The following is a 20,791-nucleotide window of genomic DNA, read 5'->3' as shown; positions in this document are numbered from 1 at the left end:
ACGTCCTCCTCTTATTGCTTCGACCAAAACTCGATCATTTTCTCGGCAGTTTTTTCATGATTAATTACGTATTCACCTGATTCAACACGACTTTTTATTTCTTGAACATATGCTTCACGTTTTGCATTGACCTTCGTATTCTCCTGTAATTGAATCGCCTGCGATGATATCTCCAATTGGTCTTGTTGTTTTGTAGCTTTTTTCATATCCATGTTTTTTTGAATTTGATTTTTATATGGATTAAAATTCGTTTGATTCGGTCCATTTATTTTCATCAGATCACCTCATTAAATTTCCGAACAATTTTCCTACTATTAATATCGGCACGATTTGAATTATATGAAGAGTTATCTTCGATGTTTATTAATTGCATAATAAGTATTAGGCTTAGGTTTCTTTTCCTTATTCCGTTCTGCAACTTTCTCAATTTCTTCTAGTTTATTTAATTCATTATGTATCTCGTCTGAACAGTTTAAACATAGCTTACCCGTTGCAATTATTGTTCCACATCTCTCGCAAGGATAACCTAATTTAGGAAACATGGAAGTTCGCAATCTTTTTTCCTTAATAAACTTTGTAACTTGCGTCTCGTCTACACCAGTTGCCTCCACCACTTCAATTAACGTTGCTTGTCTATTCTTCTGCTGCTTTAGAAACTCGTACACTTTTTTAAAAGCAGCTTCTTCTTCTTTATAACAATCACGACAAATATCTCGTAGTTCCTTCACGAATACATTGCCACATCTTGTACAGTTTGCTATTTCAGCCATGTTCATTTCCCCTTATTACTTTATCATAACACACCAAGACTATCCTCGAATTAACGTATACGTATAAACTTTAGGACATCCTGCTTCCTTTAATACACTTGCTGCATGCCGTAACGTAGTACCTGTTGTATATATATCATCGACAAGAAGGACGGCTTTGTTTAGTTTTTGGGATAGGATAAATGGATTTTTTGAAGAGATTCTTTCACGACGTTTTTTCTTTGATTGCTTTTCACCATGTACTCGGCTTAAGACTTCTACTGTTGGGACAGGTAGAAACGAAGCAAGCATAGTGGCTTGGTTAAAGCATCTCTCTTCTAGTCGATCCTTACTGAGTGGTATGGGAACGGCAACAACGTCTGTCATATTACCGAACTTTTCGTGAAAATGATCAGCAAAGGCTTCTCGAAACACAAACCCTAACTCATAATCACCGCGGTACTTCCACTTAGCAATAATTTCCTGTATGAAATGGTTATAGCTGAACACCGAGTAATTAAAGTCAATGACATCCTTTCCGTGGTGATAGTTTTCCCACCATTGACAGTCCTCACAAATCGTTGAACTTGAAACCCGACTGCATCGTTCACAACGGGATCCTTTTAATTCTACTAGTCCTTTTTCACAGGATTCACATATCTGCTTTGGTTTCGTTGGATTTACGAGGCTTGTCCAGCTAACCTCCAACATAATTTCTTCATCACACCATAAACAATTCATTACTTAAACCCTCCCTTCTTATTCATCAATTTAATAGAATGAATGGCTTTTACCATGGCGTCTGTTTTACCGTCATGCAAAAAAATGACCTCACCAGTCGGATCATCTGCACTTCTGCCAGCCCTTCCAGCAATTTGTATTAGTGCCGCTTCATCAAAAACAGAATGCCCAGCATCTAAGACAACTACATCTACAGATGGGAATGTAACGCCTCTTTCAAGTATCGTAGTTGTTACTAACAAATCAATTTCCCTTCTTCTAAACTTCTCTATTTTATCCATTCGTTGTTCGTCCTCGGAGTGTACGGAATCAATGACTTGAAAAGGAATAGTACTGTCTTTTTTTAGAGAGGAAACAATGTTTTCAGCTAAAAGAATCGAAGGGACAAATATTAATAGCTGGCGCTTATCATTGTCTCGATTCCTTAACCATTGCAAAAAAGCTTTCGGAACGTTATACCATTTCAATTCTTTCTTAAGGGAAAAACTCATTTTTAATTGTGGAACGGGTAATGGTTTCCCATGATACCGGACGGGTACATATGTGTGGGCTAGTTGTTTGAGTGCAATTTGTAGACGGTGTTCTTTTCTTGGGGTAGCTGTTAGGTAGATTGTTGTACTATTTGTTTTTTTGGCGCGATTTACAGCAAAAGGGAGGGTAGCATCTTTGTGGTATGGGAATGCGTCAATCTCATCGATGATCATGATATCGAACGATTTATAAAACCGGAGGAGTTGATGCGTAGTAGCAATAATAATTTGGGAAGATCCTTCTTTTTCCTCACTACCACCATATAATGCTTGAATAGGTACATCTTGAAAAGCTTGCTGAATTCTTGGTTTGAGTTCCCGTACTACATCAGCCCTTGGCGTAGCAATGCAAATACGTTTACCTAGCTTCAGTCCTAATTCAATTCCTTGAAAGAGCATTTCCGTTTTCCCTGCCCCGCAAACCGCCCATATTAAAAATTCCTTCCATGATTCTTGTATAGCTTGAACGAGTTGGTGAGAGGCTTCTTTTTGATATGGAGTAAGCTCGCCATTCCAGGTTAGGGGGGATTCATAACTTGTCCAATCAGGAGCTATTCCAGCATAATAATACAACGATTCACATTCCATCACTCTACCCATTGCCACACAATTTCTGCAATACAAATGGGTTTTAGAACAGGATGCACAAGGAATGACACCAAACAAGGAGCTTTTTTGATTTCCACATCGTTGACATTGATTGTAGAGTAAGTTTCGTTTAATAGAGGGGATTTTAGTGAAGTCATTCTGGGGTATTACAGCAAAGGGGACTTCTTTTTGGAGAAGTAATTTTCCAGCATAGCGGTGTAAAACTAATAAGTCATTATTGACCATTGTATCACTCACTTTCATATGAAATATGGACTGCCAGAACCTGGCAGTCTTAGGAATAAATTAATTATAATTGCTTATTTATAATACCAACAAACTCCAACCGCACCTTCTCCAACATGGGTACCGATTACAGGACCGAAATAACTGATAAGTGCTTCTGTATCTGGATATTTCTCATTAAAATCATCTCTTAATTCAATCGCTGCTTTTTCATCATTTGCATGAATAAATACAGCTTTTGCAACCTTACCTGCTTTGGTATCCTCTTCAAGCATACCTAAAATTCTACTAATAGCTTTTTTGCGTGTACGAATCTTTTCAAATGGAATGATTACCTTATCAACGAAATGTAATACAGGTTTTACTTGTAACAAACTACCAACTAGGGCTTGAGCTCCATTTAATCTTCCACCACGGTGAAGATTAGTAAGGTCATCAACCATAAAGTAACCATGCATCGTTTTCTTCATTTCATTTAAACGATCCATGATTTCTGCTGGAGATCTATTCTCTTTTGCCATTTCGGCAGCTTCTAACGCATAGAATCCTTGCGCCATACAGCTGATTTCGGAATCAAATGCAAACACGTCAATACCTTCCACCATGTCACCAGCACTAACAACGGCTTGATAAGTACCACTAATTCCACTGGATAAGTGAACCGAAATTACAGCATCATATTCTTGACGCAGTTCTTCCAGTTTCTCAGTGATTAAACCAATAGCGGGCTGAGATGTAGTTGGGAGGTCGTTTGCATCTTTAATTTTTTGATAGAATTCTTCTGTAGTTATATCAATTTCTTCTTGATATGTATCATCCCCAAAGTTAACACTAAGTGGAACCATATGTATTCCATATGCGTTGCGCATATCTTTTGGAATATATGCCGTGCTGTCTGTCATTACAGCAACTTTCATTTCTTCCCTTCCTCTCCTAAAATACTTTTATATGTTTAACATATTGTTTGCTCCTTATATTTTACATGAATGTTATAAAAAATGCATCATGATATGTCTACTTGTACTAGGTTGAAAACAACTGGAGTATGGGCTCATGTGGGGTGGTTTCGGGACCATCTTACTTATTGTTACGCTGATGTGCCACGGGTTTGGGACTATCTGAAGAGAGTTCGGGCTGATGTGCCATGGTTCGGGACTATCTGAATCGAGTTCAGGTTCACCTTCCCTAGTGTCGGGCTTATCAGCTGTAGTTCGGGCTAACGTCTCCCGGTTTGGGCTCATCCTACTCCAAGTCGGGTTTATCTACTACGGGTGCAGGTGTATCTACATCGTCTTTCCCTTATGTCTGAAGTATTAGATTGCACTTAATCACTTTAATATACCTCTCTTTAATATTTGTATGATAAAATAATTATAATTTATAAAAAAATTAGATATTTATTTCATAGTCGTGAATGCCAAAAATATATTAAACCGAGGTTACCCAATGAATAAAATGGATAGGAAACTTTATGATTATTTATGGGAGCGTATCCCTCATATTACGAATAAGTTTTTACTTGCAAGGAATCGAATGGAAGGAGCAGTCTATTCGGCAGACTCAGATCCCCAGACAGAAAGCATGTTAGGAGAGCAAAACACCCTGACAAATAAAGCAGTTATTAGTGCACTGCTTGATGATGAGCAAACTTTAGATAATTATATAAACGAATGGGCACATATTGTTGCAACTAGCAGAATTGCATCCGATACACCAACCTATCAAGTTGTTCATGCCCTAAGTATTGTACAAGAGGTCTTCCTTAGTTTTGTTCATACATTTATTCATGATCATAATGAACTTATTTCAAAAGATGATATCATTCGATGGTTTTCTATTTTCAACTCTACTTTTAATAAGCTAAAAACAAGATTTGCAAAGATGTATTATCAATTATTAATGCAGCGTATATCTAGTCAGCAGGACTTAATTGCAGAGCTTAGTACCCCCATTATCCCTATATCTGATACCGTCGCAATTCTTCCTTTAAACGGAAATGTAGATACAAATCGCATGAAAGAAATATACGAGACAGTACCAGAGAAAGTTGTGGATTCAAAAGTAGAATATTTGTTTATCGATTTATCTGGTATACCAGTGCTTGATTCCTATGTAGCAAAGGAACTGTGGAATGTCATTTATTTATTAAAGACCTTAGGAATTAGAACGGCGATTTCGGGTATACAACCTGAAGTAGCGCATTCGGCCATTCAATTTCAAACCAATTTTAAAAGTGTTCCTACATATAGTACGTTGAAGCAAGCGCTAAAAATGATGGTAACTGGGGTAGAAAAAAGTAATCTCACTAAATAAACTAAATAGTAAAACCCTTGATATCCACTGGACATCAAGGGTTTATTATTTGTTATTATAAAACTTCAACCCAGCCTTTTCGTATTGCTGATACTACTGCTTGGGTACGGTCGTTAACGTTCATTTTTTGCAAGATATTACTTACATGATTTTTTACTGTTTTTTCACTAATGTATAATGCTTCTGCTACTGCACGGTTGCTTTTTCCATCTGCAAGTAGTTGCAATACTTCACACTCACGCTTCGTAAGTAAATGAAGTGGTCGATGGTATTCGATGCGACTGCCACCTGCTCCTACTGCAACAGTTTCCTTCGCTAGTCGGCGATATTCTTGAACAAGGTTATGCGTTACTTTTGGATGTAGATAGGAACCACCATCACTAACGACTTTTATTGCCTCAATGAGTGAATTAGAGTCCATCTCTTTCAATAAGTAACCTTGTGCACCTGTTTTAAGGGCATGAGTTACATAGCTTTCATCATCATGAATGGAAAGAATAATCACCTTTGATTTCGGATAATTACGAACTAACTCAGCTGTAGCCTGTACACCATTCATGTTCGGCATATTAATATCCATTAACACGACATCTGGATTGTATTCTTTTACTAGTTTCGTAGCCATTGCACCATCATCGCCCTCTGCCACTACGTTAAACGATGGTTCGAATTCTAAAATACGCTTTACCCCTTCACGGAATAACTTGTGGTCATCAATCAATACAATATTAATCGTCTTCTCTAAATTCATTGTCTTTTCCTCCCCAATACGTAATATTTAACCCCTATTACGTTCCTCGATAGACAATAACCATTATCTTATATCTATATTATATCTCTATTTATTGAACAAGCGCCCCTTGATAGGGTACCCGTATTACTATCTTTGTGCCTTTTCCAATGCTCGACTTAACATCCATTATACCATCAAACATCTCAACACGCTCTCTCATTCCTATTAAACCAAAAGATTTATCTCTTTTAATAGAAGGATCAAAGCCTTTTCCGTTATCAGTAATGATTAGGTTAAGATTTCTTGAGCAGATTTCTATTTTAACAGTAATTAATGATGCTTCAGCATGCTTTACTGCGTTCTGTATCGCTTCTTGGGCTAGTCTAAAAAATGCAATTTCATATTTTTGATTAATTCGTTTTACTTCACCAATTGACGTAAATTCAATATTCACATTGTTATATTCTGATGTTGTACTGATATATTTCTTTATTGTAGGAATAAGTCCTAAGTCATCCAGTGCCATTGGTCGTAAGTCGTATATAATACGACGAACCTCATAAAGGGAGGAGCGCACCATCTTACGGACATTGCGTATCTCTTCCAAAGCATCCGCTGGACTTCCTTCACGGAATGTACGATCCACTAATTCAGAACGAAGTAAAATATTAGCCAGCATTTGTGCAGGACCATCATGGATTTCCCTGGATATACGTTTTCGTTCTTCTTCTTGCGCTTCAATAATTTTTAGTCCAAATTCTTGTTTTTCTTTGGCCTCTTCTATCATTTCATTGACTTGCCTAAAATCATCTGTTAAGTATGTGAGTATAACCGATATTTTATTTGCTAAATTCTCGGCATGCTTGATCGTTTGATCTAAGTTCTGCAATCGTCGTTCCAAGTCATCACGCTTTTCACGTAACGCTCGTTCATCTTGACGTAACATCGCAAGCTTCGTCTGTAGCTCATGAGTAGATTCATAGACTTCTCGAATCTCGTCTTCTGTATAGCGATCGAAATACTTGCTAACTTCGGATAATCGCTTTCGAGAATAACGAACATTTTGCTCTAGCTTATCACCGTCTTCTATGTAGTCCAGGACCTTTTGCTTGGTATATTCTAACTCACTAAGCAATTGTTCATATTCCGAACGAGCTTCTTCACTAATATAAAAAATCTCATCCTTACTATTCTCAACAACGTCCACCATTTCATCTAGTATATAATCTAAAGCTTTTTCCCTAGTTTTCACTGCCATCAGCACTCACCAACCTATGGTATAATTATACGTGCTATGTAACTTTTTTTATAGGGTTATCTAAAAAATATTTTATAAAAGTTAAAAACTTTTCACAAACCCTAGTATGTAGTACCCATTTTTTTCTACTTTGAAACCATTATTTCATTGAAATTTATACTAAAGTCATGTAAGAGGAGGATACTCTCGTTGTTATCTAACTATTTTACCGTGAAGAAAGATGGAGGTTCCCATGAAATTATTATTCAAAAATCGAGATTCATCGGGACGATTAAACGAGTTGAATCGGAAGAGGAAGCCCAAAATTTCATCCAAGAACTGAAAAAGAAATATCATGATGCGACCCATAATTGTTCCGCCTATATCATTGGCGAGCATGATCAAATACAAAAGGCGAATGATGATGGTGAGCCTAGCGGTACTGCTGGAGTACCTATGTTGGAAGTACTCAAAAAGCAACACTTAAAAGACACAGCAGTCGTCGTTACGAGATATTTCGGTGGCATCAAGCTCGGAGCTGGTGGTTTAATACGTGCTTATGGAAGCTCCACCTCGGAAGCAATAAAAGCAGTCGGAATTGTGAAAAGACAATTAATGAAAGGCTATTCCATCACTGTAGACTATACACTTCTTGGAAAGTTGGAGAATGAACTACGAAATTCAGAACATATATTGGAAAATATCCAATATCTAGAAAATGTTGCGTTTATCGTTTATGTTGAGGATGGTAAAGAGACAGACTTCCAAAATTGGATAACAGATTTAACAAGTGGTCAGTCTACCATTCAAGATGTCGGGGAAAAGTATGTAGAAATAGAAGTGGAAAGCACGAAGGAATAAAAATAACCTGGCGCCCTCGTTGGCGCCAAGTTATCTTATAGTTTGGATAAAGCTGCTTCATCCGCAATGATTGTAACATTAGGATGCTCTTTCAAAATGGAAGCTGGAAAGTCCTCAGAAATATCCCCATTCACTAAACGAGTGACCGTATCCGCTTTATTTTCTCCAGAAATGAGTAATAATATCTTCTTACTCTCCATAATTGTCCCTATTCCAGTTGTTATAGCATGTGTTGGTACTTCCTCTAAAGAATCGAAGAAACGTGCATTTGCTTGCCTAGTAGATTCATCTAACTCTACAATATGGGTTCTACTAGTAAAAGGCGTACCTGGTTCATTAAATCCAATATGGCCATTTAATCCAATTCCAAGTATTTGCAGATCCATCCCACCATGTTCCCGAATTAACTCTTCATAAGAAACACACTCTTCCTCTAAATTCTCCGCTGAACCATTTGGTACATATGTATTTTCTTTTCTAATATCAATATGTTGAAATAATTTACCGTTCATAAAATAACGATAGCTATTTGGATTTTCACTGCCCAAGCCAACATATTCATCAAGGTTAAACGTCGTCACATGACGAAAAGAAAGCTGTTCTTCTTTATGCTTATTAATGAGACATTGATAAAGTCCTTCAGGCGTAGAACCAGTAGCAAGGCCTAAAATTGGTTTCTCTATCGTGTTAATTGTTTCAGCAACCAACTCACAAGCTTTTCTACTCATTTCTTGATAATCCTTTGTGGAAATAATATTCAATTCATCCTTCTCCTTTATGCGCCAAAATCCCTTGGCAAAATGTATAATGAAGGTTGTAATCCTTATCAACTAATAAAATATCTGCATCTTTTCCTTCTTTTAAACTACCTTTTCGATCAAACACACCAAGTTGTTTTGCAGGATTGACGCTTGCCATCGTAATTATGTCTTCAAATCGAACACCTGGAAGTTTTAGCATTTGCTGTACCCCATGATTCATCTTCAAAATACTGCCTGCCAAAGTTCCGTCTTCTAGGACTGCTCTTTCTTCGTCCACCAACACCATTTGGCCACCAAGGTCATACGTACCAGCGTGAAGACATTTTGCCCGCATGGCATCGGTAATTAAAATTAGGCGCTCACTGCCCATATTTTGATAGATTAACGCTAGCATTTCTGGTGCTACATGAATCCCATCAGCAATTAGTTCTGCACGTAATTCTTCCAACATAAATGCAGCTCCAACAACCCCAATATCCCGATGATGAATCCCATTCATCGCATTACATAAATGGGTAACTTGTCTAACGCCATATGTAACTGCTTCTTTCATTCCTTCAAAATTTGTATCTGTATGTCCAGCCGAAACATTGACACCTTGTTCAGCTAAATGACGGATAAACGAACCGTCTGGATCATGTTCTGGTGCCATGGTGATTGTTTTTATTTTATTGTTCGAAAGCTCCTGCCATTTGTCAAATAGAGCTATGTCAGGTTTACGAATATGTTCTAATGGTTGGGCACCTTTTTTATTTTCCTCAATAAATGGGCCTTCTAGATGAACTCCTAGGATTTCAGCGAAGCCATCCTTAGGGGAATAATAAGAAACAGCTTGAAGTGCTTGTTCAATATTCTCCTCTGATTGCGTAATAGTAGTAGCTAAGAAACTAGTCGTCCCTTCTTTCGGAAGAACTTTTGCGACATTATCCAGAGCTTCTTCTGTACCATCCATCACATCTGATCCATTCGCCCCATGAATATGACTATCAATAAAGCCAGGAACTGCATTTAATCCTTTTCCATCTATAATTTTAATATGACTTGGATAACTCCTAATTGTTTCGTTTGGACCATTTATCGTTTTTATTTTTCCGTGTTCAACAAGTAAACTACCATTTATTAGAATATCTTGTTCTGTGTATATGTTAATATTCTTTATTAAAAGTGATACTTTATCCATTATGTATTGTACCTGCCCTTCAGAAACTCAATTACAAAGTAGCATACAGATAAGGTGGTGTCCAGTTAAAAAACGGTAAAGAAGGACACATATATAAAGAGACTATTCCCTATATGAAATAGTCCCTCATAAATAATAATTAATTTATAATACGTTTATTTTGTTGTAATGCCCTTTGATCACTTAATTCCTTTATTAAAGTTTGAATTAGTTCATCAGATGAGCGAATTTTATTCTGTTCTGTGTCATCGATAACTTTTTTCATCATATTCTTAAAAAACTCACGTTCAACCATTACATTACCGCCTTGATCTAGTGTTTAGATATCATTAAAATCTATAATACCATAAAATCTATGACTTTATTACCACAATTCTATTAAATATTTTTTACAAGCTTTTTTTTCGACAAAATAATAGAATGAGGCATGCTGTAATAGCTCCAAAGCCATCAATTAAAACATCTCCATAATAAGGCGTTCTATTCGGTGTGAATCCTTGATGTACTTCATCCATAATAGCATATGCAATGGTAAGCAAAAATGAGACAACTAGAATTTTTTGTAAGTTCCACTGGCAAGTTTTTCGAAATGCGATATAAAAAAGGAACAATAGAATAAAGAAAGCACCAAAATGGGCTCCTTTGCGAATGAAGAACTCAATAAACCCATTAATACCTAGTGTATCTACACTCACTTGGGATTGATTATAATAAAAAGAAACCCAATGAACAAAAGGTTCTAGAAATGAAAAATCAATTTTTCCTGCAAGAAACGGTTTTATATCCTGTTTTTCATATGGTGTAGAGGAAGAGAAAAATAAAACTGCCATCCAAGTTAATGGAAGGAACCAATATGCTAATTTACGATTCATAATTTCACCATACTTATCCGTTTTTTTCATATATTACTCTAAAAGTAAAAAACCGTAGTCTACTAACCCACGGTTCTAGTTTTGGTTCTTTCTCCATTTATTAAATTCTAGAAAGTTCTTAAACTCTTCTTTGGAAACACCTGACTCCATAGCTTCCTTGACGATGTTAAGCCATTCACCATCTAAATCTTCAAGTTCAACAGAGTCATTCGTATTTATTAATTCATTAACAGAGACACCTAGAACTGCGCTAATTTTCTCGATAAACTGGATTGATGGATTGGACTGGAGGTTACGTTCGATTGAACTTAAGTAAGACTTAGCAACATTCGCTTTTTCCGCGAGTTCAGAAATAGACATTTTCTTCTCTTTACGTAGTTGTTTAATTTTTTCTCCGATCAAGTCGACTCACCTCTTTCAAGCTAGATTATACCACAATACAGGTGAGTAGTTCTATATATAGTACAAAAATACGAAAAAAGTATTATGTATAACGTTTCGCTTCGATAAGAAATAGTCGAATTTCTTCTACGGTCATCCCCTGGTTTTTTGCCTCCTTCACTAACAAGATCCACTCATAGTCTAAACCGGTTACTTTTTCCACACTATTCAAATCCCCATCCCCCATAGTTATCTATGCAATCCAGCCATCCGGAATTGGACCTGTGACTTTGCGTCCCCACTTCTCAATGGGTTTGCCTTTAATAGATGGAATATTATTCTAAGACTATTATACTAAAGAACTAGTGCCTTTTGGGTGTCTTGTTTTGTCAGATTGTAACTAGTTTTGTAAGAAACTTACAAAAGTTTTTGTCCTGTGTTTAAGGAGAAACTCTTCTATACGATGACTATTAATAATTCTTATTATTTATATGTAAAAGTTGTTAACTAATTTACAATATTTTATAATTTTACTAATGAGGAGAATGCCTATGAAAAAAGTCGCCTTTCTTATAATAATATCGGGATTTATATTTATTAGTTTTGGTGTTTATCAACTTTTTTCAACAAATCACAAGCAAAGCTTAGCAATAACCGAGGCAAGAGAGATAATTAATCTTTCTACTTTACAACAAGTTGAAACTAACACAAAAGCCAGATTCCCTAATGATTTCTCTCCCGATACTGGAGAAACCGTCGGAATCCTCCACATCCCAAAACTAGAAGCCGATCTTCCTATAGTAGAAGGAACCGATCCGGATGAGTTAGCTAAAGGTGTTGGACACTATAAAGGAACAGCTTATCCTCTACAAAAGGATCAAATTGTTCTATCAGGGCATCGGGAAACGGTTTTCCGCAGAATGGGTGAATTAGAACTAGGAGATATTTTAACGGTTAGATTATCATATGGTGAATTCACTTATGAGATTATTGACACATACATCGTAAGTGCAGATGATCGTACTGTTATCAAAACTACTTCACCAAATGAAGTTTTAACCCTTACGACATGCTATCCGTTCAATTTTATTGGCGATGCTCCAGACCGATACATAATTACTGCCACTCCTGTCACAAACTATAATAAGTAAGATATCGCAGTTTGCAATAGACTATTGCGACAAGACTGGATATAATATTTCCAATAGTTGACAAATTGAGGAGAATTAAATTGGCAGAATCTAGAGTGGAATATAAGAAAAAGAACAAAAGAAAATGGCCTTATTGGGTTGGGGGAATACTCCTTTTCCTACTATTACTAGGTGGTGGCTATGCTTGGTATGTTTGGGACAAAATTCATGACACGGTTGACACGATGCACGAGCCACTAGATAGAGATAAGGATCCGGAAAGACAGAAAGAAATTCAAGATATTTTTTCCGAAAAAAAATCGATAAATGTACTATTATTAGGGGTAGATGAGCGCGATGGTGACAAAGGACGCTCTGATACGATGATTCTTATGTCATTAAATCCTAATACCAATTCAATGAAAATGCTCAGTATTCCTAGAGATACTTACGTGAACATCCCTGGTAGAAATATGGATAAAATCAATCATGCTTATGCTTTTGGTGGGGTTGAATTGTCCGTTCAAACGGTAGAGGAAGCATTTGATATTCCAGTTCACTTTTATGGAAAAGTAAATATGGAAGGCTTTGAACTAGGGGTGGATTCCTTAGGTGGTGTTACCGTTAATAATAATCGAGATTTCACACAAGATGGAATTCATTTTGAAGAAGGAGATATTCATTTAAACGGTAAGGAAGCACTTGCATACATCCGGATGCGTAAAGGGGATCCTAGAGGAGATATGGGTCGTAACGAAAGGCAACGAGCTGTTATCACGGCTGCGATGAATGAGGCTGCAAGTTTTTCTAGTATTACAAAGGTTGGAGAGATTCTCGATATTCTAGGGAACAATGTTAACACAGACCTTCAAATGAAAAACACGCAAAACCTATTCTCCAATTATTTAGGTACCAGAGCTAATATTGAAACAATGGAAATATCCGGTAGCGGACAAATTCTAGGTGGTATTTGGTACTATATTGTACCGGAGTCAGAATTCACTCGAATTTCAACGGAGATAAACAATCATATGGAAGCAAGATAGTACAATAGTCACCTGATGCAATCGGGTGACTATTTCCTTTTTATAGATGTTATAATGAAAAAAGAGAGAAAATTCGTTTAAACAAGGGGGAAAAGTTATGAAACGCATTTTCATTATCTTCACATCAATATTCATACTAATTTTGGCAGGGTGTTCCGAAGAAGAAGTAACACCACATGAGCGACTAGATGATTATTTTAAGCTTTGGGAGGAACAAAATTTCACGCAAATGTACGAGATGCTCACCGAAGAATCTAAGGAAGCGTATCCTACAGACCAATACATAGACCGCTATGAAAAAATATATAGTGATTTAGATATTACAGAAGTCCAACTATCTTATGAGAAACTCTCGGAGGAACAAATTGAGACTGCTTTGGAAGAAGGTATTGCAACGTTACCATTTGTGGGTAATATGATGACAATGGCTGGTCCGATAGAATTCAATTATGAAGTTACGCTAAAACAAATTGGTGAAGAGGAAGAGAAAAATTGGTTTCTCGAGTGGGACCCAGGATTTATCTTCCCTGAAATTAAAGATGGTGGGGAAATTAGAATCTCTGTAACTGAACCAAGACGTGGAGATATTCTTGACCGAAACAGACTTCCACTTGCTTTAAATGGCACAGTTCTTGAAGTTGGTGTTGTACCAGGTAAATTAGGAGATAATCCAGAGGCTAGCAAAGAGGAGCTTGCTATGCTACTAAATATTTCTGTTGAGTCCATTGATAAGGCACTATCTGCTAGCTGGGTAAAACCTGATTTATTTGTACCTGTAGGAAAGCAGATACCAGAATCAAATCAGGAGCTATTGGATCAACTTTGGCAAGTTGAAGGTGTAATGACACAAAAGACAACAGGACGGATTTATCCACTTGGAGAAGCTGCAGCTCACTTAGTTGGGTATGTAGGGAAAATAACTGCTGAAGAATTAGAAGGTCAAGATTCTACCCGCTATACTGCAAATGATACAATAGGCAAAACCGGATTAGAACGATTTTTCGAAAGTGAACTTAAAGGCGAAAAAGGTATAAAAATATATACGACAAAAGAAGGTAACGATGACATTACCTTAGCAGAAAAGCCTGTACAAAATGGGAAATCGATACAAACAACTATAGATATTAACATACAGGAAAAGATTTATAACTCCTTAGAGAATGCACCTGGAACAGCAGCTGCTATTCATCCAAAAACTGGAGAAACGCTTGCACTTGTGAGCAGTCCATCCTTTGATCCTAATAAAATGGTTTATGGAATATCACAGACGGAATGGGATGCGTTGCAAAATAATCCAGATCAACCATTATTTAATCGATTTAGTGCAACCTACGCTCCAGGTTCCGTTATAAAGCCTATTACAGCTGCAATTGGATTAAATAACGGCACCATTACACCAGAGGAAGAACTGGAAATTACTGGTCTTTCTTGGGGGAAAGGCGAAAGTTGGGGAAATTATGAAGTTACCCGCGTGTCAGAAGCTAACCCAGTTAACTTAATGACAGCTATGACTCTTTCAGACAATATATACTTTGCCAAGAAGACGGTTGACATGGGCGGGGTTGCTTTTACAACTGGGCTTCAACAATTCGGATTAGGTGAAGAGTTGCCATTAGAAGTCCCTATTGCTACGTCATCCATCTCATCAACCGGAGATTTAAATGATGAAGTCCTACTAGCAAATACAAGCTACGGCCAAGGGGAAATTGAAGTAAGTGCACTTCACTTAGCTTCTATGTATTCGGCCATCTTGAATAACGGCGTCATGTATAAACCAGTTATTCTATTAGAAAACGAATTATCTCAAGTCTGGAAAGAAGAGCTAGTTACAACAGAACAGGCCGGTATACTTCAGGAAACTTTACGCAACGTAGTTACTAACGGAACTGCAAGCTATGCCAAAAATTCTTCTTTCCCTATTTCTGGGAAAACAGGTACTGCTGAATTGAAATTAACACTGGATGAGGAAGATGGCGAACAAAATGGTTGGTTCGTCGGTTATCCAACTAATGAACAAGACATTATCATTGCGATGATGATGGAAAAAGTTCAAGACATTGGTGCTAGTGGATTAGTTGTACAAAAAGTAACGGAAGTTTTAGAAGAGATTAAAAAATAATAACGTAATAGCACTCTAACTTAAATTAGGGTGCTATTTTCATGGTAGAAGACCTATCAAAAATTACAAAAAGCAGCCATCCAATAGGCTGCTCCTGTTATAACATAGTAATCAAGTCATAAAAAGCTTCTTCATTTCGTTCATCTAATGCTTTGTCAATGAGTCGTTTAATATTACCTTGGACAAGTTCATCCATAATGACATCAACATCATCATTCATGTTTTCCTCTGGCTTGTAGTCAATATGTGGTTTCGTAATAAAATATAGCTTGATTAAGAAGTCTGGAATATTGATTAATTCACTCATCGATAGATAAAATAACTTATCCTCTTTCTTAAACGCAAACGTCGCATCCAGATTTTCTATCTTCTTCGTTCTACGATTAATAATAAACTCCTTAGACTTTTCAGGTACAAACTGATACATCTCATTTTGTATAGAAATAGTAAAAAGTTCTTCATCTAAAAGAACATATATATTTTCTAAGTCAGCTTTTATACAATAGGGCTTTAATAGCTTTACAGTTACCATTGTTATTTCCCCCAATGCTACATAGTAAAAAAATTGTTATTTGTTTTGTACCCCATATTCTTTTTTCTAAAACATATCTATATAAAAATGAATCAAAAGGAGCATACCAACCTATAACATCAGGTAATTTGGTATGCTCCTTTTGATTCATAATAATTTCACAAGGTCGCGAAACGTTTTTTCGTCTCGTTCATCCAGTGCTTTATCAATTAAACGTTTTATATTGTTTTTCTCTAATTCATCTATTATTAAATTCTTTTCCATCACCGTTTCATCTAGCACATTTATATCATCATAATACGGTTTGGCGATGTTGTGTAATTGGGTTAAAAAATCGGGAAGTGTAATAAGTTCAGTCATCGTCATATAAATAATTTCTTTGCCTTTTTGAAAAGCAAATCGACTACCGACATTATCGACCTTGCGTGTTCTGCGGTTGATGCGAATTTCTTTAGCTTCTACTGGAATAAACTGATAAACTTTTTTATTAATTATTACGGAAAAGTATTGATACGCTAAAATAATACGAACATACTGATCGTCTGCCTTAATGTAATAAGGCTTAAGCATCTTTACAGATATCACGTTGCCCACCTCCCATTATTTCATAATTTTCAGTTAATTAATTTTACATGAAATAACAAGAAAATACAAGTGAATTTTTAGTTTTGTTACTCAAATTAGTTCTATTTTCCTCTTTATAAGCGAAAAGTCCTGTGAATAACATTATACTCACAGGACCTACAATTATTCGATAATCTTCCCTAAGATAAAGGATTTAATCTTTTCCAAATCTCTAGGTTGAATAACAAATTGTTGTTCTAGAGATTGGTGAATTTCCCCCGCCTCTTTTAAATTTACTATCCCTAATTTCATGTAAGATTTATAACGTGAATTCAGTTCATTGATTTCCTCTGCGTACTTTTCATCTGTTCCTGGGGTAACTGCTTCCTCGTACATATCAATTATTTCCTCACCTGGTCCCGCTGGGAAAAACTCGTGTGGATCTGTACTGTCAAAAATACAAAAGCCTAATTCTCGTACGAGTACCATGTCAATACTATTCGGGTCAAAGCTGCAATGGTAAAGCTCGACATCAAAACCATGTTCCTGACATGCGGCCATGATTTTCTTCATAAATGTTGATTTTCCAGTGCCAGCACGGCCTTTAATGAAATATTTCTTGGATAATTGACTTAGTATTTCCGGAACGACATTGACGACTCCATCTTTTGTATTGGTTCCGAATAATCGGTGGAAAACAGTAGATTCTTTATTTTGTTTGGGAACACCATTTAAAATTGTTTCCGTAAATTCTTCCGCCATTTGGTTGGCCTTTTCAAAGTCCATTTCCTTAATGTAAACAGCTTCTAAATCATCATGTATTTTTAATCCCGTTTCAAAATTATCATATGCCAATTGGGTATATGCGTTGATTTTTTCTTGTTCCTGGGTGAAATCCATTGTGGCAACATCATCTGTCGTGAAAAGAGACAGATCTATTTCAATCGCTCCACTTAAATCAGCACTAGCAGCTCTTTCGTCGATAACGGCTATTTTTTTGTCTCGAATGATGACACCTTCTAGGAATTCTTTGCCTAGTGAACTATACAAAACTTCCACATCATGATTCGCTTCGTATTCGTTTATGATTTCCTTTATTACGGTTGTTTTTACTGTTTGAGATGGGTGTTTTAGAATAATATGATGATGAAAATCGGAGGTGTTCGTCGACAGAAAGTTTACAATTCCTTCTGCTGTATTTCCAGTGATGTAGTAACCTCTTTTGCTTGGCAAAAAGACACATCCTTTAACTATTTTCTTATTCTAATTTATGTATAGGCGGTTAGCATGGTGAATTATTCTAACAATTGCATTACATCTCTTAGTTTAACTATAAGTAAACACTCCCGATAGTCGGGAGTGTTTATTTATCTTTATAGTTATTTTGTGCTTACTTTACTTCAGGTAGTACTCTTACTTCTGTTGCCATTTCTGCTTGGCATAATGGGCAATGTGGTACTTCGTTAAAGCTAAATGATTCTCTCATCCAGCCATTGCACTCTTCGCTAGTGCATGCCCATACATTTGTTTCAACTTCTGGGACTGGCTCTTTAGGTCCTCTTGAGAAAGACATGATAGCATCCCCTTTCAGGCGTTGTATTTCTATTATACCTTTTTTCGGGGAACAAAGAAAGGGACCTTGGATTTAGTTGGTAAAATTAAGTTAAATTGGTTAGTAATTTCGGTCTGAAGTAAGTATACATTCCATTCATTTCCAATATAGATCCACAGGGGCGAACTTCCTCAGTGGTTATTCCAATTTTTCATTCACTCCGGGCAGGTAAAATACTAAAAAATTTGAGCAGAATAATTCATCCCACGCATAAACTTTATCTTAAACAAATTCCTATCTAAGTTAATGATTAGAAACTGTCGATTCTTCATCTCAGCAAATATCCCTAACCAACTTAATGATTAGGAACCCTCTATTCTTAATCTCAGCAAAAATCCCTAACCAACTTAATGATTAGGGACCTTCTATTCTTCATCTCAGCATAAATCCCTAACCAACTTAATGATTAGGGACCTTCAATTCTTCATCTCAGCATAATTTCTTAACCAACTTAATGATTAGGAGCCCTCTATTCTTAATCTCAGCAAAAATCCCTAACCAACTTAATGATTAGGGACACTCTATTCTTCGCAAGTATTTACAGCACAAATTTCTCTATTGCTTTAGCCACTCCATAGTTATCATTTGTGTCGGTAACATGATTAGCGACTTTTTTGATGGCTTCTTGTGCGTTTCCCATGGCTACGCCGATGCCTGCTTCTTGGATCATTTTGATGTCGTTTAGGCTGTCGCCGCATGCCATTACTTCTTTCATGGTGATACCTATTTCGCTGCATACTCTTTGTAGTGCTCTTGCTTTGCTTACACCTTTTGGATTAATTTCGATATTGGTTGGTAAGGAGTTGGTTATTTCTAAGTCTGCAAAGTAGGATAGCTCTTTTACAGCTTGATCCAATTTATCGGTGTCTACAGAGTCCATACCAAATTTTAACCATTGATAGTCATACAGATTTTCAGGGCGTTCGCCTATGAAAAACCCTTCTGTTGAGGTCATCCACATGTGGATACCGAGTCCAGCTCCGAGATGCCAGATCTTTTCTACAATCTCTGTTTCTAGTAAATGCTGCTCAAGGAGTTGCTTTTCCATCGTCCAAACTTCTCCACCGTTACAAGTCACTAAATACGATGTCAGTCCAAGTTCTTCTGCTATTGGGTAACAGGTTCCTATCGAACGACCAGTACTCAATACGACATGCACACCTTTTTCTAGTGCGCTTCGTATTGCTTCTTTTGTGCGTTCGTCAACTTCATGAGCCTTATTTAGTAAGGTCCCATCCATATCGAGTGCAATTAACTTCACTTCAGACATCCAAAAACTCCCTTATGCTTGTTTTTCAGAAACTGGTTCTGATTGAATACCTTTGTCATACAGTTTTGTCGTAATAAATGGAATGAAGAGTATAACAATAAGTATATAGAATAGTACTTGAATGTTAAAGAAATCTACCACTAATCCTCCCAAGACCGGACCTAGCATTCTACCAGCAGCGGCAATACTATTTACAAACCCTTGATAGAATCCAGCACGACCTTGTGGTGCTAATTCATTTGCCAAAGTTGGAATAGCAGGCCAAATCAACATCTCAGCAATCGTTAAAATTACCATAGATATCGCAAACATCGTAAATGCCTCCGCATACATGGCGATAACGAATGATCCTAGAAAAATAACTGCTCCAACATAAATATGTTTTTTAGGTGAAGTTACCCGATCAGTAAAGATCTTTAGTAGTGGCTGCGCCAATACAATTAAGAATCCATTGATTGCCCAAAGCGTACTATATTGCTCTAGTGGGACTCCGATATCTTGTGTGTACGAAGCAATGGTCGATTGCCATTGGCTATAGGCAAACCATGTCACAAAGAATCCGATACTTAATATGATTAACGCGGTGAAAGCTGATTTATCTTTAATTTTCCCACGTTGTTCAATAACGTTCGTAGCCATATGACGATTCTTTTCTTCGTCCATTCCTCGAAATGCAAATATAACGATAAGCGTAAATATAAAGAACAGCGAAGCATTCGCGTAAAATATATAATCAAATGAGATACTTGCTACATATCCACCAATCATGGCGCCAAGTGCAACACCTAAGTTTTGGGCAACGTAAATCGCATTAAACGAACGTCTCCCACCTTCTGGCCAAACGGATCCAGCCATTGCAAACATGACCGGCCATGTTATCCCTGAACCAAGGCCAATAACTAAAAGACAAACGGTATAGGAAACAATATCATGGTTAAACGATAAAACTACAGCAGCACCTGTTGATAGAAACGTTCCTAGCAAAATCGTTTTGTAGGCACTGAACTTATCAAACAGTATCCCACCAATCAAGTTTCCAACAATGTTAGCTCCTTGGTTAAACATTAAAATAAAGCCCGCAAACGCTAAGCTTTTCCCTAATTCATTATGCATATATATCGTATTAAGTGGCCATAAAAAAGAACCACCAGTTACACTAATGGTTGTAGCTATCGCTAAAAGCCAAATATATCTTGGCATGATCATCATCTCTCATTCTATTAATCTCATCAACTAGGTAATTTTAATACATTTAGTTGGTGAAAGCAATGCCGAGATTGTAGTATTTTTCTCTATTTTTATTGGAGTTCATTTAGTTTAAAACCA

Annotated in this window: 24 protein-coding genes and 1 riboswitch; of the genes, 5 read left to right on the top strand and 19 right to left on the bottom strand. The window is 36.7% G+C overall.

Annotated elements, in window-relative coordinates; all coding sequences use genetic code 11:
- Positions 1–11 precede the first annotated feature (11 nt).
- From flgM to TE34_RS09090, 5 genes are all read right to left on the bottom strand, one after another.
- Complete coding sequence (gene flgM, locus TE34_RS09110; RefSeq protein ID WP_047984502.1) at positions 12–275, bottom strand: flagellar biosynthesis anti-sigma factor FlgM; 264 nt, start codon at positions 273–275, stop codon at positions 12–14.
- Between the two features lie 72 nt (positions 276–347).
- Entirely contained in the window at positions 348–770 is a 423-nt protein-coding gene (locus TE34_RS09105) for a TIGR03826 family flagellar region protein (protein ID WP_047984501.1), read from the bottom strand.
- Positions 771–809: 39 nt separating this feature from the next.
- Positions 810–1,490, bottom strand: a complete 681-nt coding sequence (locus TE34_RS09100) for a ComF family protein (protein ID WP_047984500.1) — start codon at positions 1,488–1,490, stop codon at positions 810–812.
- On the bottom strand, positions 1,490–2,620 hold the full coding sequence (locus TE34_RS09095; protein ID WP_330218311.1) for a DEAD/DEAH box helicase: 1,131 nt from the start codon (positions 2,618–2,620) through the stop codon (positions 1,490–1,492). Before TE34_RS09095 ends, TE34_RS09100 begins: the two co-directional genes overlap by 1 nt.
- Before the next feature lie 308 nt (positions 2,621–2,928).
- On the bottom strand, positions 2,929–3,771 hold the full coding sequence (locus tag TE34_RS09090; protein WP_047984498.1) for a DegV family protein: 843 nt from the start codon (positions 3,769–3,771) through the stop codon (positions 2,929–2,931).
- Positions 3,772–4,300: 529 nt separating this feature from the next.
- On the opposite strand from TE34_RS09090, the gene TE34_RS09085 reads away from it, so the two are divergent.
- Entirely contained in the window at positions 4,301–5,167 is an 867-nt protein-coding gene (locus TE34_RS09085) for an STAS domain-containing protein (RefSeq protein WP_047984497.1), read from the top strand.
- 55 nt (positions 5,168–5,222) lie between these two features.
- On the opposite strand, the gene TE34_RS09080 is transcribed toward TE34_RS09085, so the two are convergent.
- Complete coding sequence (locus tag TE34_RS09080) at positions 5,223–5,918, bottom strand: response regulator (protein WP_047984496.1); 696 nt, start codon at positions 5,916–5,918, stop codon at positions 5,223–5,225.
- Between the two features lie 91 nt (positions 5,919–6,009).
- A complete protein-coding gene (locus TE34_RS09075) occupies positions 6,010–7,158 on the bottom strand; it encodes a sensor histidine kinase (RefSeq protein WP_047984495.1) in 1,149 nt (382 codons plus the stop codon).
- Positions 7,159–7,347: 189 nt separating this feature from the next.
- On the opposite strand from TE34_RS09075, the gene TE34_RS09070 reads away from it, so the two are divergent.
- Positions 7,348–7,998 (top strand): YigZ family protein, encoded by a 651-nt coding sequence (locus TE34_RS09070; RefSeq protein ID WP_047984494.1) that lies wholly within the window; start codon positions 7,348–7,350, stop codon positions 7,996–7,998.
- A gap of 35 nt (positions 7,999–8,033) precedes the next feature.
- Here TE34_RS09070 and nagB read toward each other — a convergent pair whose 3' ends face one another.
- The 6 genes from nagB to TE34_RS20645 all read right to left on the bottom strand — a co-directional run bounded on the left by nagB (position 8,034) and on the right by TE34_RS20645 (position 11,415).
- On the bottom strand, positions 8,034–8,759 hold the full coding sequence (gene nagB, locus TE34_RS09065; RefSeq protein ID WP_064971727.1) for a glucosamine-6-phosphate deaminase: 726 nt from the start codon (positions 8,757–8,759) through the stop codon (positions 8,034–8,036).
- Between the two features lies 1 nt (position 8,760).
- Complete coding sequence (nagA, locus tag TE34_RS09060; protein WP_047984493.1) at positions 8,761–9,939, bottom strand: N-acetylglucosamine-6-phosphate deacetylase; 1,179 nt, start codon at positions 9,937–9,939, stop codon at positions 8,761–8,763.
- A gap of 139 nt (positions 9,940–10,078) precedes the next feature.
- A complete protein-coding gene (locus TE34_RS21225; protein WP_169749094.1) occupies positions 10,079–10,234 on the bottom strand; it encodes a hypothetical protein in 156 nt (51 codons plus the stop codon).
- Positions 10,235–10,328: 94 nt separating this feature from the next.
- Complete coding sequence (locus TE34_RS09055) at positions 10,329–10,841, bottom strand: VanZ family protein (RefSeq protein ID WP_236687136.1); 513 nt, start codon at positions 10,839–10,841, stop codon at positions 10,329–10,331.
- 45 nt (positions 10,842–10,886) lie between these two features.
- Complete coding sequence (locus TE34_RS09050) at positions 10,887–11,213, bottom strand: helix-turn-helix domain-containing protein (RefSeq protein ID WP_047984492.1); 327 nt, start codon at positions 11,211–11,213, stop codon at positions 10,887–10,889.
- An 82-nt stretch (positions 11,214–11,295) separates the two neighbouring features.
- Entirely contained in the window at positions 11,296–11,415 is a 120-nt protein-coding gene (locus TE34_RS20645; RefSeq protein ID WP_236687140.1) for an anti-repressor SinI family protein, read from the bottom strand.
- Between the two features lie 30 nt (positions 11,416–11,445).
- Positions 11,446–11,521, bottom strand: a riboswitch (cyclic di-GMP riboswitch).
- A 222-nt stretch (positions 11,522–11,743) separates the two neighbouring features.
- Here TE34_RS20645 and TE34_RS09045 point away from each other — a divergent pair.
- The 3 genes from TE34_RS09045 (at position 11,744) to TE34_RS09035 (ending at position 15,487) form a co-directional block, all read left to right on the top strand.
- Positions 11,744–12,343: a class D sortase gene (locus tag TE34_RS09045; protein ID WP_047984491.1), complete on the top strand. Its 600-nt coding sequence runs from the start codon at positions 11,744–11,746 to the stop codon at positions 12,341–12,343.
- Positions 12,344–12,423: 80 nt separating this feature from the next.
- Entirely contained in the window at positions 12,424–13,368 is a 945-nt protein-coding gene (locus tag TE34_RS09040) for an LCP family glycopolymer transferase (RefSeq protein WP_047984490.1), read from the top strand.
- A 97-nt stretch (positions 13,369–13,465) separates the two neighbouring features.
- Positions 13,466–15,487, top strand: coding sequence for a penicillin-binding transpeptidase domain-containing protein (locus tag TE34_RS09035; protein WP_047984489.1), 2,022 nt, complete (start codon positions 13,466–13,468; stop codon positions 15,485–15,487).
- Positions 15,488–15,584: 97 nt separating this feature from the next.
- Here the strand turns inward: TE34_RS09035 and TE34_RS09030 are convergent, their stop codons facing one another.
- The 6 genes from TE34_RS09030 to TE34_RS09005 all read right to left on the bottom strand — a co-directional run bounded on the left by TE34_RS09030 (position 15,585) and on the right by TE34_RS09005 (position 20,665).
- On the bottom strand, positions 15,585–16,019 hold the full coding sequence (locus tag TE34_RS09030) for an IDEAL domain-containing protein (protein WP_047984488.1): 435 nt from the start codon (positions 16,017–16,019) through the stop codon (positions 15,585–15,587).
- A gap of 147 nt (positions 16,020–16,166) precedes the next feature.
- Entirely contained in the window at positions 16,167–16,604 is a 438-nt protein-coding gene (locus tag TE34_RS09025) for an IDEAL domain-containing protein (RefSeq protein WP_047984487.1), read from the bottom strand.
- 162 nt (positions 16,605–16,766) lie between these two features.
- The gene (locus TE34_RS09020) at positions 16,767–17,816 is read right to left on the bottom strand and encodes a hypothetical protein (RefSeq protein WP_047984486.1); all 1,050 of its coding nucleotides are present in this window, start codon (positions 17,814–17,816) and stop codon (positions 16,767–16,769) included.
- Between the two features lie 157 nt (positions 17,817–17,973).
- Positions 17,974–18,156: a cold-shock protein gene (locus TE34_RS09015; protein WP_047984485.1), complete on the bottom strand. Its 183-nt coding sequence runs from the start codon at positions 18,154–18,156 to the stop codon at positions 17,974–17,976.
- Positions 18,157–18,733: 577 nt separating this feature from the next.
- Positions 18,734–19,465: a Cof-type HAD-IIB family hydrolase gene (locus TE34_RS09010; protein ID WP_047984484.1), complete on the bottom strand. Its 732-nt coding sequence runs from the start codon at positions 19,463–19,465 to the stop codon at positions 18,734–18,736.
- Positions 19,466–19,477: 12 nt separating this feature from the next.
- A complete protein-coding gene (locus tag TE34_RS09005; protein ID WP_047984483.1) occupies positions 19,478–20,665 on the bottom strand; it encodes an MDR family MFS transporter in 1,188 nt (395 codons plus the stop codon).
- Positions 20,666–20,791: the final 126 nt, after the last annotated feature.

The organism is Ornithinibacillus californiensis, assembly GCF_001038485.1.
Classification (GTDB): domain Bacteria; phylum Bacillota; class Bacilli; order Bacillales; family Amphibacillaceae; genus Ornithinibacillus; species Ornithinibacillus californiensis.
Note: the sequence above shows the minus strand (reverse complement) of the source record. Positions and strands in the feature narration are given on the sequence as shown.

What these genes read in the sequence shown, in the direction of transcription:
- TE34_RS09090 (WP_047984498.1), bottom strand. Translation starts at nt 3,771, where the DNA reads ATGAAAGTTGCTGTAATGACAGACAGCACGGCATATATTCCAAAAGAT.
- TE34_RS09005 (WP_047984483.1), bottom strand. Translation starts at nt 20,665, where the DNA reads ATGCCAAGATATATTTGGCTTTTAGCGATAGCTACAACCATTAGTGTA.
- TE34_RS09045 (WP_047984491.1), top strand. Translation starts at nt 11,744, where the DNA reads ATGAAAAAAGTCGCCTTTCTTATAATAATATCGGGATTTATATTTATT.
- TE34_RS21225 (WP_169749094.1), bottom strand. Translation starts at nt 10,234, where the DNA reads ATGGTTGAACGTGAGTTTTTTAAGAATATGATGAAAAAAGTTATCGAT.
- TE34_RS09010 (WP_047984484.1), bottom strand. Translation starts at nt 19,465, where the DNA reads ATGTCTGAAGTGAAGTTAATTGCACTCGATATGGATGGGACCTTACTA.
- TE34_RS09015 (WP_047984485.1), bottom strand. Translation starts at nt 18,156, where the DNA reads ATGTCTTTCTCAAGAGGACCTAAAGAGCCAGTCCCAGAAGTTGAAACA.
- TE34_RS09100 (WP_047984500.1), bottom strand. Translation starts at nt 1,490, where the DNA reads ATGAATTGTTTATGGTGTGATGAAGAAATTATGTTGGAGGTTAGCTGG.
- TE34_RS09055 (WP_236687136.1), bottom strand. Translation starts at nt 10,841, where the DNA reads ATGAAAAAAACGGATAAGTATGGTGAAATTATGAATCGTAAATTAGCA.
- TE34_RS09080 (WP_047984496.1), bottom strand. Translation starts at nt 5,918, where the DNA reads ATGAATTTAGAGAAGACGATTAATATTGTATTGATTGATGACCACAAG.
- TE34_RS09030 (WP_047984488.1), bottom strand. Translation starts at nt 16,019, where the DNA reads ATGGTAACTGTAAAGCTATTAAAGCCCTATTGTATAAAAGCTGACTTA.
- flgM (WP_047984502.1), bottom strand. Translation starts at nt 275, where the DNA reads ATGAAAATAAATGGACCGAATCAAACGAATTTTAATCCATATAAAAAT.
- TE34_RS09105 (WP_047984501.1), bottom strand. Translation starts at nt 770, where the DNA reads ATGGCTGAAATAGCAAACTGTACAAGATGTGGCAATGTATTCGTGAAG.
- TE34_RS09075 (WP_047984495.1), bottom strand. Translation starts at nt 7,158, where the DNA reads ATGGCAGTGAAAACTAGGGAAAAAGCTTTAGATTATATACTAGATGAA.
- TE34_RS09035 (WP_047984489.1), top strand. Translation starts at nt 13,466, where the DNA reads ATGAAACGCATTTTCATTATCTTCACATCAATATTCATACTAATTTTG.
- TE34_RS09085 (WP_047984497.1), top strand. Translation starts at nt 4,301, where the DNA reads ATGAATAAAATGGATAGGAAACTTTATGATTATTTATGGGAGCGTATC.
- nagA (WP_047984493.1), bottom strand. Translation starts at nt 9,939, where the DNA reads ATGGATAAAGTATCACTTTTAATAAAGAATATTAACATATACACAGAA.
- TE34_RS09095 (WP_330218311.1), bottom strand. Translation starts at nt 2,620, where the DNA reads ATGGGTAGAGTGATGGAATGTGAATCGTTGTATTATTATGCTGGAATA.